Source organism: Stenotrophomonas maltophilia group sp. LNF247 (assembly GCF_054083135.1).
Genome location: NZ_JBSRQL010000016.1, coordinates 14778 through 26686, shown reverse-complemented (window position 1 = coordinate 26686; position 11909 = coordinate 14778). Strand labels below are relative to the sequence as shown.

Genomic DNA, 11909 nt, shown 5'->3' with positions numbered 1-11909 from the left:
CTGCCCTGGCATGTAGAGCCGAGCCCATGCTCGGCTACGCTTGCTTCAGGCGTCATGAACCCGGAACGAAAAGCAGCCGAGCACAGGCTCGGCTCTACATGCCGGTGCCGGTTATTCCGGTTTCTGGTCCAGGAAATACACCTCGACCTTGCCCTTGACCTTGATCGTCATCGGGTTGCCGCGGCGGTCACGGGCCTTGCCGGCCTGCACGCGGATCCAGCCTTCGCTGACCGAGTATTCCTCGACGTTGTCGCGCTCGATGTCGTTGAAACGCACGCCAACGCCGCGCTCCAGCGCCTGCGCATCATGGAAGGGGCTGGCCGGGTTGATCGCCAGGTGGTCGGGAGGGGTATCGCTCATCGCTTCATTCACAGTGACGGCCACCAAGGCCGGCTTCAGCGGCACAGGATAAACCGTAGAATGCCGACCTGCCCCAGAGGACGTTCCGCCATGCCCGACAACAGCGACTATTTCGACTTCGAGGAAGACATCCACGACTTCGACGAGGAGGGCTTCGAGGCGCGGGTCTGGAACCTGCTGGTGCTGATCAACCCGGGTGACGAAGAGTTGGCCCTGCAGCAGTTCAACCGCTGGCGCGAGCACCTGGCCGAGGACGGTCAGCCGCTGGAAGCGGACAGCGACTGGCTGCCGGCGCTGTTCACCGCCATCGCCTGGCAGTCCGGTTTCGATGTGGAGCGTGAGGACCTGGAGTCGCTGCAGTCGGCGGTGAACGAGCTTTCGGCGCGCTTCAACCTGCAGCTGGACTGGGGTGGCGACCTGGACGACGAGGACTTTGCCGAAGGCCTGGACGGCGTGCAGCTGATGGCCACCGCCTTCGACCGCCTGCGCGAGCACAACTACACGCTGTGGAGCGTGGATGCCGGCAGTGATGGCTTTACCGGGGTGATGGCGCTGACCCGCGACGATGACGCGATGCTTGCGCTGTGCTCGCTGCTGAACGTGGAAATCCGGCTGGGCAGCGACCCGTTCTGAGCGATGGGCCGATCCGCCGGGCACGACCCGGCGGCTTGATCCGCTGAGGACGACCCGACGGGGGTAGAGTCGACTGTCAGTCGACTATCGCGCGCAGCGCGGGGGTCTCGCGGCCGGATGGGAGAGCAGTCGACTAACAGTCGACTCTACCCCCGTCGGTGCCGGTTGGTGTCCGGCGAACCCGCGGCGTGGCCTACGGCCGGTACTGCGCCCGGGCGTTGGCAATCACCGCCTTGACCAGCTCGCGGTCGGTGTGCCGTGAGATCGCCCGGGCGCCGAGCGCGATGGCCTGTGCGCGCAGCCTGGCAGTGACATCGTAGTGGGCGCCGCTGGCCTTGTTCTGGAAGGCGCGCGGTGGAATGCCGAGCTGCGCGGCCATTGCGTGCAGCTCGGCCAGGGTGTCGGCCATCAGGTGCGCCCAGCGCTGTCCGCGCCAGGGATGCACTGCGTCATCGACGTAGACCGTCACCGCCGCGGCCGGTTCAGGCCTGCGGCTTGCTGTCGCTGTCAGCGGCCGGGGCGGCCTCGGCAGCGGCTTCTTCGGCCGCGTCGCCCTCGACGGTTTCGCCTTCTTCGCCTTCAGCAGCGTCGACGCCTTCGAACTCGGACACCAGCTTGTCCAGGTATTCGTCGGCGGTCTGCTCGGATTCGGCCGCCAGGGTGTCCAGCAGCTTCTGCAGCAGTTCGGAGTACTCCAGGTTGACCTTGCGGCCTTCCTTCTCCTGCACGTTGGCCAGGTGCTTGAGCATGGCCAGCATCGGCACCGGGTTCTCGGCGTTGCCCATGGTCTGGCCGCCGATGGCCAGCAGCCACTCACGGCCCTGCAGGCCGATGGCCGCCACCACCTGGCCGTCTTCGTTGGTCAGCACGGCATGGTTCTGCACCTGCTGCTGCGCGTTCAGGCGGAGGAACGGGCGCTTGCCCTGCTGCTTCTTGCGCTTGTCGCGCTTGGCCTTGGAGTTCTGGGACATGGGGGTGAGATCACCTGGAAACGGAAAGACCGCCATTGTAGCGGGTGCGGCGTGGTGCGCTCGCCTGGCATGGCCCTGTGGATTCGGACCAAGGCGCGCACCCACAGCTTATTCCGCTTGCCCCTGCGCGGCCTGCACGTCCGGGTCGGCGGTGGGCGCCGACAGCCCCACCTGGGGGCCGGCACCCGCCAGCGCTGCCTCCTCGGCGGCCTTGGTCATCACCACGATGCTGATGCGGCGGTTGATCGGGTTCTGCGGGTCGGCTTTATCGAACAGCACCGATGAAGACAGGCCGACCACGCGGGTGATCTTGCTGTCCTCCAGGCCGCCGTCCACCAGTGCACGGCGTGCAGCGTTGGCGCGGTCGGCGCTCAGTTCCCAGTTGCCGTAGCCGCGTGCGGCCGAATAGGCGGTGATGTCGGTGTGGCCGGTCAGGCTGATCCGGTTCGGCACGTGGTTCAGGTAGTTGGCCAGCTCGTGCAGGATCTGTTGCGTGTACGGCTTCAGCGTAGCGCTGCCGAGGTCGAACATCGGCCGGTTCTGCTTGTCCACGATCTGGATGCGCAGGCCTTCCGGAGTCAGGTCCAGCAGCAGCTGGTCCTTGAAGGGTTCCAGTGCCTGGCTCCGGCTGATCGCTTCCTGCAGCTCCTTCATCAGTGCTTCCAGCTGCTGCTTGTCGCGCTGCTGCTGGTCCACCGGTTGCGGCACTGCTTCCTTCTGGTTCTGGAAGGGATCGTTGCTGCTGCCCCGCGAGATGTCGGTGGCGCCGCCCAGCTTGATCATCGATGTGCTGGCGCCGCCCGGGCCGGCCATGCCGGGTGCCGGCGTGGCACTCTGCCCGCTCAGCGGGCTCGGGTTGCGGAAGTACTCGGAAATGGCCGCACGGTCGTTCTTGTTGGTGGTGGCCATCAGCCACAGCACCAGGAAGAAGGCCATCATCGCGGTCACGAAGTCGGCATAGGCCACCTTCCACGACCCTCCGTGGTGAGCGGCGTGGCCGGCCTTCCTGACCCGGCGGACGATGACGGTGGGCTTGTTCTCGGCCATGGCTTACTTGACCGTCTTCAGGTGCTGCTCGAAATCGGAGAAGGCCGGGCGCACGTTCGACGGTAGCGTCTTGCGGGCGAATTCCAGCGCGATCTTCGGGTTGTAACCGCGCAGGCAGGCCAGCAGGGCAGTCTTGACCGATTCGTAGATGCGGCTGTCCTGTTCGGCGCGGGCTTCCATCGCCGCCGCCATCGGGCCGACGAAGCCGTAGCCCAGCAGGATGCCGAGGAAGGTGCCGACCAGCGCACCGGCCACGTGGCCACCGACCTCGACGATGTCGCCGCCGATCGAACCCATGGTGATGACGATGCCCAGCACCGCAGCCACGATGCCGAAACCGGGCAGTCCGTCGGCGACCTTGGTCAGCACCTGCGACGGTGCCATGGCCTCGGCGTGGTGTTTTTCCAGCTCCAGTTCCAGCAGCGGTTCCAGCTCGTGCGGCTCGATGTTGCTGCCGATCATCAGGCGCAGGCAGTCGGTGATGAAGTCGATCAGGTGGTGGTCGGCCTGCACCTTGGGGTAATTGCTGAACAAGGCGCTCTCGGCCGGGCGTTCGACATGGTCTTCCAGTGCCATGAAGCCTTCGCGGCGCGCCTTGTTGAGCAGTTCATAGAGCAGGCTGAGGACATCGATGTAATCCTGCTGCTTGTAGCGCGGGCCCTTGAACACGCCGACCATGGCCTGCAGGGTCTGCTTGACCGTCTTGGCCGGGGTACCGACCAGGAACGCGCCGAGCGCGGCGCCGCCGATGATGACCAGCTCGTAGGGCTGCCAGAGGGCACCCAGGCGGCCGTGGGCACCGAGGTAGCCCCCGATCACGCTGATGATGACGACCAGGAATCCGACGATGATGAGCATGGGGCGACGCAGGGAGAGGGGATATCTCCTTGTCGGCCCGTCGCCCGGGTTTCTGAAGAGGGAATTCTGTGAAATCGGTCAGCGGGGTGTTTCAGCCGGCCACACCGGCTTCGGCGCCGCCACGCTGCAGCGGATCGGGCCAGGGCTCGCCATTGCCGACGAAGGAAAGTGAGACGGAGTTCAGGCAGTGGCGCTCGTAGGTGGGCGGCGGACCGTCCGGGAACACGTGGCCCAGATGGCTGCCGCAGCGCGCGCAGGTGATCTCGGTGCGGACCATGCCGTGGCTGGTATCGCGGATCTCGCGCACATGCGCCGGGTCGAACGGGGCGAAGAAGCTGGGCCAGCCGGTGCCGGAATCGAACTTGGTGCTGGAGCGGAACAGGGGCAGCGCGCACAGCCGGCAGCAGTAGACGCCCTCGCGCTTGTTGTCGAGGAACACGCCGCAGAACGGCGCTTCGGTGCCGTGCTGCAACAGCACGCGGCGTTCCTCGCTGCTGAGGCCGGCGACCAGGGCCTCGGTCTGGGTGGCGGTGGGGGGCGTCAGGTCGAAGGCGGTCATGGCGGCGCTCCGTGGGTCGATGGCCTGGGGATGCCGGAAAACGTGGGGGTGCCGGCGCGCGCTTGCAAGTGTGATGGCCGTTCATGGGTGGCACACGGGTGCGGGAGCAAGGTGGGTGTCATAGACGCCGGAGCGTGCCATGAAGCCGACCCTTCCCCTGCTGTTGATCGCCCTGTTGCCGGCACTGGCGCTGGCCCAGGTGCCCACCCCCGACCCCACGGCCACCCGCAGCGCGACCACCGTGGCGCCGCAGCCGGTGGCGCCACCGCCACAGGCGGCCCGGCCGCAGCCGCAGTTGCTGCCTACGCCGCAACCGGCGCAGCCGATCAAGTCCACCGGTCCGGCCCAGATCACGCCGCCGCCAGCACCGAGGCCGGCCGACAAGGTCTACGACCGCAACGGCCGCATCGTGCCCGGCGTGCGCCCGGCCGGCCCGAACCGCGTGTTCGACTCGCGCACCGGCCGCTACTACGACAGCGTGCCGGCCGGCGATGGCCAGCAGATCAAGCGCTGAACCCTGGTGCCACCAAGGTTGGCTGCTGGCTGGCGCTGAGCGGGCTGAACGCGCGAAAACAGCGTCCAGCCGATCACTGTTTTTTCGCCTGCGATTAACCGTTCCGGGGCCACCGTGGCCCTGCGCCGGCATCCCGCCGCCGCATGTCCTTCGTCCACTGGATCGCGACCATGAAAAACCAGCAGAACCGTCATCCCGGCAAGGAACCGCAGGGCCGCAACCCGCAGCAGCAACAGCAGCAGCAACAGCAGATGGAGCCGCAGCAGTACAAGGGCGGCAGGCAGCAGGAACAGCGCCCGCAGAAGCATCCGCAGCAGCGCTGACTGTCGCCATGATCGGGGCCAGAGCCCGCTGTACGGGATCTGGCCCCACCCAGCAGCAGCCTCAGTCCGGAATCGGCAGGCTCAGTGTTTCCTTCACTTCTTCCATCACGATGTAGCTCTTCGACTCACGTACATGCGGCAGTGTCAGCAGCGTGCTGCCGAGCAGCTTGCGGTAGGAGGCCATCTCGCTGATCCGCGCCTTCAGCAGGTAATCGAAGTCGCCCGATACAAGATGGCATTCCAGTACGTTGGGCAGCTTCAGCGCGGCGCGCCGGAACTCCTCGAAGATGTCGCCGGATTTGTACGCCAGGCTGATCTCCACGAACACCAGCAGGCTCGCTTTAACTGCGGCCGGGTCGAGGTGGGCGTGGTAGCCGGTGATCACCCCTTCGCGCTCCAGCCGGCGCACGCGCTCGGTGCACGGGGTGGTCGATAGGCCCACCCGCTCGCCCAGTTCGGTGAAGGAGATGCGGCCCTCGGCCTGCAGGATGCGCAGGATCTTGCGGTCGATCTTGTCCAGTTCGCGGATCCGGGTGGCCATGACCGTCAACCTTCGGGAGTGAATTGAAGTGGAACATCCTGCCGGTTGATTTCAAAACAGGCAAATCAACTGGGAATGGCTGTCTATACTTCCCCAATTATGGTCCCTGTGCGCTCCAGTGCAGGGAATGATCGGGTTGGAGAAGTCCCATGCGAGTCCTAGTTCTCGGCAGCGGCGTGATCGGTACCACCAGTGCCTGGTATCTGCGACAGGCCGGGTTTGAAGTCACGGTCATCGACCGCCAACCCGGCCCGGCGCTGGAAACCAGCTTCGCCAATGCCGGCCAGCTGTCGTTCGGCTACACCTCGCCGTGGGCGGCCCCGGGCGTGCCGAAGAAGGCTATCGGCTGGCTGTTCGAGAAGCACGCGCCGCTGGCGATCCGCCCGGGCATGGACCTGGCCCAGTACCGCTGGCTGTGGCAGATGCTGCGCAACTGCACCCACGAGCGTTATGCGATCAACAAGGCGCGCATGGTGCGCATGTCCGAGTACAGCCGCGACTGCCTGAACGAGCTGCGCGCGCAGATCGGCATCGAATTCGAAGGCCGCGACCTTGGCACCACCCAGCTGTTCCGCACCCAGCAGCAGCTGGATGCTTCGGCGCAGGACATCGAGATCCTGGCCCAGTACGGCGTGCCGTACGAGGTGCTGGACCGCGCCGGCATCATCCAGGCCGAACCGGCCCTGGCCCATGTCGATGGCCTGGTCGGCGCGCTGCGCCTGCCGCGTGACCAGACCGGCGACTGCCAGTTGTTCACCCGCCGGCTGTCGCAGTTGTGCATGGATGCCGGCGTTGAATTCCGTTTCGACCAGGACATCACCGGCCTGGAGTTCGATGGCGACCGCATCACCGGCGTGCGCATCGACGGCAAGCTGGAAACCGCCGACCGCTTCGTGGTCGCGCTTGGCAGCTACTCGCCAGCGCTGGTCGCACCGCTGGGGATGCGCCTGCCGGTGTACCCGCTGAAGGGCTATTCGCTGACCCTGCCGATTACCGACCCGGCGATGGCACCGACCTCGACCATCCTCGATGAGAGCTACAAGGTGGCGGTGACCCGCTTCGACGACCGCATCCGTGTCGGTGGCATGGCCGAAGTGGCCGGCTTCGACCTGTCGCTGTCGCAGCGCCGTCGCGAGACCCTGGAACTGGTGGTCAGGGATCTCTATCCGAAGGGCGGCGACCTGTCGCGCGCGCAGTTCTGGACCGGCCTGCGCCCGGCTACGCCGGACGGTACGCCGGTGATCGGCGCCACGCCGTTCCGCAACCTGTACCTCAACACCGGACACGGCACGCTGGGCTGGACCATGGCCTGCGGCTCGGGCCGCTACCTGGCCGACCTGATGAGCGCGCGACAGCCGCAGATCAGCACCGAAGGCCTGGATATTTTCCGCTACGGCCAGTACGGTCACGCGCCGCAACACGAGAACCGCACATGCGTCCTGCCCGCGCGCTGATCGATCTGGGCGCCCTGCGCAGCAATTACCGCCTCGCCCGTGAACTGGGCGGTGGCAAGGCGCTGGCGATCATCAAGGCCGATGCCTATGGGCATGGCGCGGTGCGCTGCGCGCAGGCGCTGGAAGGCGAGGCCGATGGCTTCGGCGTGGCCACCATCGAAGAGGCATTGGAGCTGCGCCAGGCCGGCATCCGTGCGCCGATCCTGCTGCTGGAAGGCATCTTCGAGCCGAGCGACATGACGCTGGTGGCCGAGCATGACTTCTGGTTCGCCGTCGGTTCACCGTGGCAAGTGGAGGCACTGGCGGCGTTCGACAGCCCGCGCCCGTTGACGGTGTGGCTGAAGCTGGACAGCGGCATGCACCGCCTCGGCCTGGACGTGGACAGCTTCCGCGCGGCGCACGCGCGCCTGTCGGCGCTGCCACACGTCGAACGCGTCGTGCTGATGACCCACCTGGCGCGTGCCGACGAGCTGGACAGCGAACGCACCCACGAACAGGCGGCGACCTTCGCCCGCGCCATTGATGGACTGGCAGGCGAGACCAGCGTGTGCAACTCGCCTGCGCTGCTGGGCTGGCCGGATGTGCGCAGTGATTGGGTGCGCCCGGGCCTGATGCTGTACGGCGCCAACCCGCTGCCGGACAACACCGTGTTGACCGAGCGGCTGCGCCCGGTGATGACGATGCAGTCGAAGGTGATCGCCGAGCGCTGGATCGAAGCCGGTGAACCGGTGGGGTATGGCGCGCGTTTCGTGGCCAAGGCGCGCACCCGCGTGGGCGTGGTCGCGCTTGGCTATGCCGACGGTTATCCGCAGTTCGCCCCCAATGGCACGCCGGTACTGATCGATGGCCAGCCCGGTGCGCTGATCGGGCGCGTGTCGATGGACATGCTGACGGTGGACCTGACCGCGCATGCGCAGGCCGGCATCGGCAGCGTGGTGGAACTGTGGGGTTCTGCGCCGACCCTGTCGGAGCTGGCGCCGCGCTGTGGCGTGAGCGCCTACCAGCTGCCGTGCGCGGTCAAGCGCGTGGCGAAGGTGTACGTGTAGCGCCGAGCCCGCGCTCGGCACCGGTAGCGGCCGACCTCGATCGGCGCCGTGAATGCGTGTCGACCAAGGTCGACACCTGCCGGGGGACCTAACGCGCGGCGGTCGCCTGACTGGCCAGCTGGCGCTTCACCCAGTCATCGATCAGACGCTTCTCGTAGCGCAGTGGATCGCTGTCGCTCTTCAGTCCCACGTTGTGCAGGTAGCCGGTATCGCTGAGGCGCGCATCACCCTCGCTGACAATACGGCCGCTGGCATCCTTCAGCGTGTACTGCAGGGTGATCCGTGGCGGGTAGATGTCGCGCATGATCCGGATGTCGCGGCCACGCGGGCCGTGCCAAGGCTCGTAGTCACCGGCACGCTTGATGTCGACGAGGGTCACATCGAGGGTCTGCCCAGGCTGCAGCGGCTTGGCTGCGGTGGTCTGCAGGTAGCGGGCCAGCTGCTGCACCCAGTCACCGCGTTCGGCCTCGAAGCGGTTGCTGCTCTGGCGTATTTCGGTGAACTTGGCCGGATCTTCCCATTTCACGCTGACCGGTCCATCGGCCTGCAACGCACGCGGCGCGTCTGCATCGGTCACGGTGCGTGGCGCAGCATTGGCGCCACCGGCCGCCAGGGCGCCTGCCAGCAGGGCAATCGCGAGTGAGCGTTTCATGACGGTCTCCTGCGTCCCCGCGCTGGGGGGTGTTGATCACGGATCGAGTGTGAGCCTGCTGCCGGACGACCGCAATGGCCGATTGCGTCGTGGGCAAGAGCGGTTGCCGCCAATTCATCGACGTCAACCATGACTGACGGCGCTTGACGCTGTGAATACGCCCTTTGGAAGATGCTGTGCTCCCAACTTGTCCTGCAAAGACCCCCTTGTCCACACTGCCGCCCCTCGTGGAGCGCCCACCGATGCTGGTGTCGGCGCCAGAACCCGACCTGCATCGTGGCGTGCTTGAGCGCATCAACGCCGGCTTCTGCGTGATCCAGGTGCTGTTCGAGGGTGATCGTGCGGTCGACTATTGTTTCATCGAAGTCAACGACGCGTTCGAGCGCCACACTGGGCTGAAGGACGCGCGTGGCAAGTGCATGACTGCGCTGGAACCCAACCACGAGCAGGACTGGTTCCGTATCTATGGCGAAGTCGCACGCAGCGGCCGCCCCGCTCAGTTCGAGATGGAAGCCCGTGCGCTGGGCCGCTCGTTCGCGGTCGACGCGGTGCGGGTGGGGCGGCCGGGAGAAGACAAGGTCGGCATCCTGTTCTTCGACATCACCGCGCGCAAGCAGATGGAAGTGGAGCTGGGCGAAAGCGAAGCCCGTTTCAGCGCGCTGGCAGACGGCCTGCCGATGCCGGTGTGGGTGCTCGATGAGCGCGGCCATGCGCGTTTCGTCAACAGTGCCTTCAGCGAGTTCTTCGGTGGTGATGAAACGCGTGTGCCGGAAGATGTCTGGCGCGGTCTCGTGCATCCGGATGACGCGTCCGTGTTCGAATATGAACTGCAGGAAGCGCTGAAGGCGCAGCGTTCGATGCACGCGCTGGTGCGTGCGCGGCGCGCGGATGGCCAGTGGCGCTGGCTGGAGATGAACGCCCGCCCGCGTTTTTCGCGGATGGGCCGCTTCATCGGCCTGGCCGGCAGCAGTCCGGATGTCACCGAACGCCGCGAGATCGAACTTGCACGCGAGGAGCTGCTGCAGTCAGAGCGTGCCGCGCGCAGTGCCGCCGAGAACATGGCGCGGTTGAAGGACGAGTTCCTGGCCACGCTGTCGCACGAGCTGCGCACGCCGCTGACCACCATCCTGGGCTGGAGCGAACTGCTGCTGCAGCGCGTGGACAACACCAGTCCGCTGTACAAGGGCCTGAACGTGATCGCCAACAGCGCCGGTGCGCAGAAGCGGCTGATCTCGGACATGCTCGACCTGAGCAGCATGCTGCTGGGCAAGGTGCAGCTGGAGGTAGAGATACTGGACCTGCGCGACCTGCTGAGCGAAGCCATCGGCGCGCAGGAGCTGGTCGCCGAAGGCAAGGCGCTGGATGTGAGCCTGCTGCTGCCGGAACAGCCGTGCCTGGTGCTGGGCGATGCCACCCGCCTGCAGCAGGTGTTGTGGAACCTGCTGTCCAATGCGATCAAGTTCACCCCGGCCGAAGGCCGCGTCGACCTGCAGCTGCAGGCCGATGGCAATCACTGGGTGATCACCGTGCGCGACACCGGCGACGGCATCGCGCCCGAATTCCTCAACCATCTGTTCAGCCGCTTCCGGCAGGCTGATGGCACCACCACGCGCCGTCATGGCGGTCTCGGCCTGGGCCTGGCGATCGTGCAGCAGCTGGTCGAACTGCATGGCGGCACGGTCACTGCCGCCAGCGAAGGGCATGGCCACGGCGCCACCTTCACCGTGCGCCTGCCCCAGCACCTGCCGGATGCAGAGCGCCGACCGCTGCGCGAAGTGATCAGTGGGCCGATCCTGGAGCCGGTGGTCGTCGAACCCTATCCGCTGCGCGGCATGCACGTGCTGGCGGTGGAGGATCAGCCGGAAGTGCTGGAATACCTGCGCCGCATGCTGGAAGAGCAGGGCGCCACCGTATCGGCGGCCAGCTCGGCCGGCGAAGCGCTGGCACTGCTGGCCGACACCGGCCACCTGCAGTACCACGTGCTGCTGACCGACATCGGCATGCCGGGCATGGATGGCTATGGGCTGGTGCGCACCTTGCGCGAGGACATGGGCGTGGACGCGGCGACCTTGCCTGCGGTGGCGGTGACTGCACTGGCGCGTGCCGACGACCGCCGCCGCGCGCTGGCCTCGGGCTTCCAGGAGCACGTCGCCAAGCCGTACTCGGTGGCGCAGCTGGTGGCTGCCGTGCGCAAGGTGCAGGTGGCGCGCGCGGACAGCGCGCTGCACTGAGCATTCACGGCCGATCGGCGACCCTGCAGTCAGGAGGTCGCCGATGTCCCGCATAGCTCCACGTATCCACACCGATCCGGCGCAGATCGCGCGCCTGGAAGCCCTGCTGCCGCAGCTGGATGGCGAAACGCAGGTGGAACTGATTCTGCACGATGGCCGCCGCCTGCTCGGCACGGTGGCCGTGAGGCCAACCGTGCAGCAATACCGCAACGCCGCGGGTGATGAAGGCAGCAACGGCCAGTTGCGCCTGGATGACTACGACACGCCGGTGCAGCAGCACCATGTGTGGCTGGATGAGATCGCCAGTATCAACCGCCTGCCACCCAAGGCGCCTTGATCCGATGTGGAGCCGAGCCCACGCTCGGCTCTGCCGCCGCCCGAGCGTGGGCTCGGGCGCTACAGATGTGTCAGTGCTCGAACAGGGTCGGCGTCGCCTCGAACCGGCGTGCGTACGCCCGCTCCTCTGCAACCCTCGCCACCTCGTCATCGGCCAGGTCCGGTGCCCCATAGACGGCGTAGGCAACGCTGCCGTCGGCGCCATGACCGACCTGGTGGAGCCGGTAGCGTGAGTGGCCGCCGCCGGTGTCCTCGGGGTAATGCACGGGCGGATGGCTGCCTTCCAGGTCCATTTCACTGTTGTCGACCACGCCACCGACGAACAAGGCTCGCATGCAGGTTCTCCTGGGTTTCCGGGGGAGCCTCTACCCTGAACGTTTCAAT

At 66.7% G+C, this 11909-nt stretch carries 16 protein-coding genes; 7 read left to right on the top strand and 9 right to left on the bottom strand.

What is annotated here, in order from left to right; translation table 11 throughout:
- Nucleotides 1–111: 111 nt before the first annotated feature.
- On the bottom strand, nt 112–360 hold the full coding sequence (locus tag ACTXG9_RS15205) for a DUF3297 family protein (protein WP_026347120.1): 249 nt from the start codon (nt 358–360) through the stop codon (nt 112–114).
- A gap of 90 nt (nt 361–450) precedes the next feature.
- Here ACTXG9_RS15205 and ACTXG9_RS15200 point away from each other — a divergent pair, with 90 nt between their 5' ends.
- Entirely contained in the window at nt 451–993 is a 543-nt protein-coding gene (locus ACTXG9_RS15200) for a DUF6630 family protein (protein WP_019660910.1), read from the top strand.
- A 193-nt stretch (nt 994–1186) separates the two neighbouring features.
- Here ACTXG9_RS15200 and ACTXG9_RS15195 read toward each other — a convergent pair whose 3' ends face one another.
- From ACTXG9_RS15195 to msrB, 5 genes are all read right to left on the bottom strand, one after another.
- A complete protein-coding gene (locus ACTXG9_RS15195; protein WP_457654788.1) occupies nt 1187–1462 on the bottom strand; it encodes a DUF4031 domain-containing protein in 276 nt (91 codons plus the stop codon).
- A gap of 13 nt (nt 1463–1475) precedes the next feature.
- Nucleotides 1476–1964 (bottom strand): hypothetical protein, encoded by a 489-nt coding sequence (locus ACTXG9_RS15190; protein WP_188250015.1) that lies wholly within the window; start codon nt 1962–1964, stop codon nt 1476–1478.
- A gap of 108 nt (nt 1965–2072) precedes the next feature.
- The gene (motB, locus tag ACTXG9_RS15185; RefSeq protein WP_019660913.1) at nt 2073–3011 is read right to left on the bottom strand and encodes a flagellar motor protein MotB; all 939 of its coding nucleotides are present in this window, start codon (nt 3009–3011) and stop codon (nt 2073–2075) included.
- A 3-nt stretch (nt 3012–3014) separates the two neighbouring features.
- The gene (gene motA / locus ACTXG9_RS15180; RefSeq protein ID WP_019660914.1) at nt 3015–3869 is read right to left on the bottom strand and encodes a flagellar motor stator protein MotA; all 855 of its coding nucleotides are present in this window, start codon (nt 3867–3869) and stop codon (nt 3015–3017) included.
- 91 nt (nt 3870–3960) lie between these two features.
- Nucleotides 3961–4428 carry a peptide-methionine (R)-S-oxide reductase MsrB gene (gene msrB, locus ACTXG9_RS15175; RefSeq protein ID WP_021204375.1) on the bottom strand — a complete coding sequence of 156 codons (468 nt, stop codon included), beginning with the start codon at nt 4426–4428 and terminating at the stop codon, nt 3961–3963.
- A 139-nt stretch (nt 4429–4567) separates the two neighbouring features.
- Here msrB and ACTXG9_RS15170 point away from each other — a divergent pair, with 139 nt between their 5' ends.
- Both ACTXG9_RS15170 and ACTXG9_RS15165 read left to right on the top strand, forming a co-directional pair.
- On the top strand, nt 4568–4942 hold the full coding sequence (locus ACTXG9_RS15170; protein WP_021204376.1) for a hypothetical protein: 375 nt from the start codon (nt 4568–4570) through the stop codon (nt 4940–4942).
- Nucleotides 4943–5085: 143 nt separating this feature from the next.
- Nucleotides 5086–5265, top strand: a complete 180-nt coding sequence (locus ACTXG9_RS15165) for a lana protein (RefSeq protein WP_197575638.1) — start codon at nt 5086–5088, stop codon at nt 5263–5265.
- A gap of 61 nt (nt 5266–5326) precedes the next feature.
- Here ACTXG9_RS15165 and ACTXG9_RS15160 read toward each other — a convergent pair whose 3' ends face one another.
- Complete coding sequence (locus ACTXG9_RS15160; protein WP_019660918.1) at nt 5327–5806, bottom strand: winged helix-turn-helix transcriptional regulator; 480 nt, start codon at nt 5804–5806, stop codon at nt 5327–5329.
- A gap of 149 nt (nt 5807–5955) precedes the next feature.
- On the opposite strand from ACTXG9_RS15160, the gene ACTXG9_RS15155 reads away from it, so the two are divergent.
- The gene (locus tag ACTXG9_RS15155) at nt 5956–7260 is read left to right on the top strand and encodes a D-amino acid dehydrogenase (RefSeq protein WP_058980697.1); all 1305 of its coding nucleotides are present in this window, start codon (nt 5956–5958) and stop codon (nt 7258–7260) included.
- On the top strand, nt 7239–8306 hold the full coding sequence (alr, locus tag ACTXG9_RS15150) for an alanine racemase (protein WP_019660920.1): 1068 nt from the start codon (nt 7239–7241) through the stop codon (nt 8304–8306). Before ACTXG9_RS15155 ends, alr begins: the two co-directional genes overlap by 22 nt.
- 88 nt (nt 8307–8394) lie before the next feature.
- Here the strand turns inward: alr and ACTXG9_RS15145 are convergent, their stop codons facing one another.
- Nucleotides 8395–8958, bottom strand: a complete 564-nt coding sequence (locus tag ACTXG9_RS15145; RefSeq protein WP_019660921.1) for a DUF3016 domain-containing protein — start codon at nt 8956–8958, stop codon at nt 8395–8397.
- Nucleotides 8959–9200: 242 nt separating this feature from the next.
- On the opposite strand from ACTXG9_RS15145, the gene ACTXG9_RS15140 reads away from it, so the two are divergent.
- Both ACTXG9_RS15140 and ACTXG9_RS15135 read left to right on the top strand, forming a co-directional pair.
- Complete coding sequence (locus tag ACTXG9_RS15140) at nt 9201–11189, top strand: hybrid sensor histidine kinase/response regulator (protein ID WP_134731221.1); 1989 nt, start codon at nt 9201–9203, stop codon at nt 11187–11189.
- Nucleotides 11190–11232: 43 nt separating this feature from the next.
- A complete protein-coding gene (locus ACTXG9_RS15135; RefSeq protein WP_019660923.1) occupies nt 11233–11526 on the top strand; it encodes a DUF3247 family protein in 294 nt (97 codons plus the stop codon).
- A gap of 70 nt (nt 11527–11596) precedes the next feature.
- Here ACTXG9_RS15135 and ACTXG9_RS15130 read toward each other — a convergent pair whose 3' ends face one another.
- Nucleotides 11597–11860 carry a hypothetical protein gene (locus tag ACTXG9_RS15130; RefSeq protein ID WP_005407925.1) on the bottom strand — a complete coding sequence of 88 codons (264 nt, stop codon included), beginning with the start codon at nt 11858–11860 and terminating at the stop codon, nt 11597–11599.
- Between the last annotated feature and the right edge of the window lie 49 nt (nt 11861–11909).